Annotated in this window: 2 protein-coding genes; both read right to left on the reverse strand. The window is 64.4% G+C overall.

The window, feature by feature from the left end; translation table 11 throughout:
• A partial coding sequence (locus LIY36_RS27540; RefSeq protein WP_226457848.1) for a condensation domain-containing protein occupies window positions 1–2,010 on the reverse strand: 2,010 nt, incomplete at its 3' end.
• Window positions 2,011–2,013: 3 nt separating this feature from the next.
• Window positions 2,014–2,517, reverse strand: a 504-nt coding sequence (locus LIY36_RS27545) for a phosphopantetheine-binding protein (RefSeq protein WP_226457849.1), incomplete at its 5' end; no start/stop codon positions are given.

Raw genomic sequence — 2,517 nt, forward strand, 5'->3', positions numbered from 1 at the left:
TGCCGCATGGTTGATCGCCACGCCTTTAGGCTTGCCGGTGGAGCCCGAGGTGTAGATCACGTAGGCCAGGTTCTGCGGGTCGACCGGCACCTGCGGATTGCTCTCGGCACAGCGCTGCAACGCGTCCTTGGCGCTGTCGATGTCGAGCCTCGCCACCTCGGCGGGCAACGGCAATGGCTGGGCGGATTGGCACACCACCAAACGCACATGGCTGTCTTCGAGCATGTGCAGCAGGCGGTCGCGCGGGTATTGCGGGTCCAGCGGCACGTAGGCGCCGCCCGCCTTGAGGATCGCCAACAGGCTGACCACCATGGCGAACGAACGCTCCACTGCCACGCCGACCATCACTTCCGGCCCGACGCCCTGGCCGATCAGGTAGTGGGCCAAGCGGTTGGCCTCACGGTTCAACTCGGCATAGGTCAGCGTTTGCTCATCCAGGCACAGGGCAATGGCGTCGGGACGTCGTTGCGCTTGCACCTCGAACAGGCCGTGCACACCCAGCGGGCTTTCGAAAGCTGCGCCGCCGTTGTTCCAGTCGTTCAGCAAGTCGCGCTGCTCGCCGTCGGCCAGCAACGTCAGTTGCGCCAGGCGGCTGCCCGCGCTGGCAACCATCGCGTGCAGCACGGTTTGCCAATGCTGCGCCATGCGCGCCACGGTGGCGGCTGCGAACAGGTCGGTGGCAAAGGTCCAGGAGGCCCACAAGCCCTGGTCGGTTTCTTCGGTGTCCAGGCTCAAGTCGAACTGCGCACTCTCGCTTGCCCACTCCAGGGAGGTCACGCCCAGCCCCGACAGTTGCTGCTCGCCCACGGCTGTGCGAGTTTGCGCCTGGTGGTTGAACATCACTTGGAACAGCGGGTTGTGGCTCAGACTGCGTTCCGGTTGCAGCGCTTCCACCAGTTGTTCGAACGGCAGGTCCTGGTGACTCTGGGCCTGCAACGTGCGCTCTTTGACCTGGGCCAGTAGTTGGCGGAAGGTCATCTGACCGTCGAGGTCGGCCTTGAGCACCTGGGTGTTGACGAAAAAGCCGATCAGGCGTTCGGTCTCAGCGCGGTTGCGGTTGGCGGTCGGCACGCCGATGCGGATGTCCGACTGGCCGCTGTAGCGGTACAGCAGGGTCTGGAACGACGCCAGCAACAGCATGAACAGGGTCACGCCTTCGCGCTGCGCCAAAGCCTTGAGCCCGGCGACCAGTGCAGGTTCCAGCGCCACATCCTGACGCGCGCCGCGATAACTCTGGCGCGCCGGGCGTGGGTGATCGAACGGCAACTCCAGCACCGGCTGGCTGCCACCGAGTTGTTCACGCCAGTAACTGAGCTGGCGCTCCTTCTCCCCCGCTTCCATCCAGCGGCGCTGCCACAGCGCGTAGTCGGCATATTGGATCGGCAGTGCCGCCAACTGGCAGTCCTGGCCGTTGCTGTAGGCGGCGTAGAGCTGCATCAGCTCTTGCACCATCACGCCCATCGACCAGCCGTCGGAGACGATATGGTGCTGCACCAACACCAGCACATGCTCGTCTTCGCCCAGGTTGAGCAGGTTTACGCGCAACAAGGCACCGTGCTGCAAATCGAAGGGCTCGGCGATGAGTGCCTGCACCCGCGCTTGCAACCCGTCTTCGGCAGCCGTGCTTTCAATGATATCGACGACGGCGTGGGCCAGCACCACCTGGGAGCGGTTGTCACCCTCCAGATGCAGGCGCGTGCGCAGGCTTTCATGGCGTTCGAGCAGGCGATCAAAGCTGCGCTGCAAGGCGCTTTTATCCAGGCGCCCGCTCAGGCGCAGCACGCCGGGGATGTGATAGGCGGCGCTGTCCGGGTCCAGTTGCCAGAGGAACCATTGACGTTCCTGGGCGTAGGACAGCGGCAGTGGTTGACCGGCCTCGCGGGCCGGGGCAATCGGCAGTTGCCCGAAGCTCATGCCGCGGGTTTGCAAACGTTGGTAGAACTGCTGGCGTTGTTCCAGAGGCAGGCGAAGAAAGCGCGACACCAGGTCGATGTTAGGGTTGGAAAGCATGGTTCAAATCGCCTCTAGTTCGCTCAAAAAGTCACGAAGATCATCAAAGTCTTCCGCGCTGCCGGCACGGAAGGTGGCGGCGGCCTGGACGTAGGCGCGCAGCGTTTCGGTCTGGAACACCTCCACCAGCGGCACTTCCAGGCCCAGCTCGGCCTGGACCCGCGAGGTGATCTGGATGGCCAGTAACGAGTGGCCGCCGACCTCAAAGAAGTTGTCGTTCAAGCCCACTTGTTCCAGGCGCAGGACGTCGGCCCAGATGGCGGCGATCTGCTGCTCCAGCTCGGTTTCGGGGGCCACGTAGCTTTGCTGCAACTGGCTAGCGTCCGGTTCGGGCAGGCCCTTGCGGTCGAGTTTGCCGTTGGGGGTCAAGGGCATTTGCGCGAGGAACATGAAGTGCGCGGGCACCATGTAATCCGGCAGGCGGGCTTTCAGGGCGCGGCGCAGGGTGTCGCGGAACGCGGCGGTATCAGCCAGGTTGGCCTCGGCCGGGACGACGTAGGCCACCAA

Source organism: Pseudomonas sp. AF03-9 (assembly GCF_020515815.1).
In the GTDB taxonomy this organism is placed as follows: domain Bacteria; phylum Pseudomonadota; class Gammaproteobacteria; order Pseudomonadales; family Pseudomonadaceae; genus Aquipseudomonas.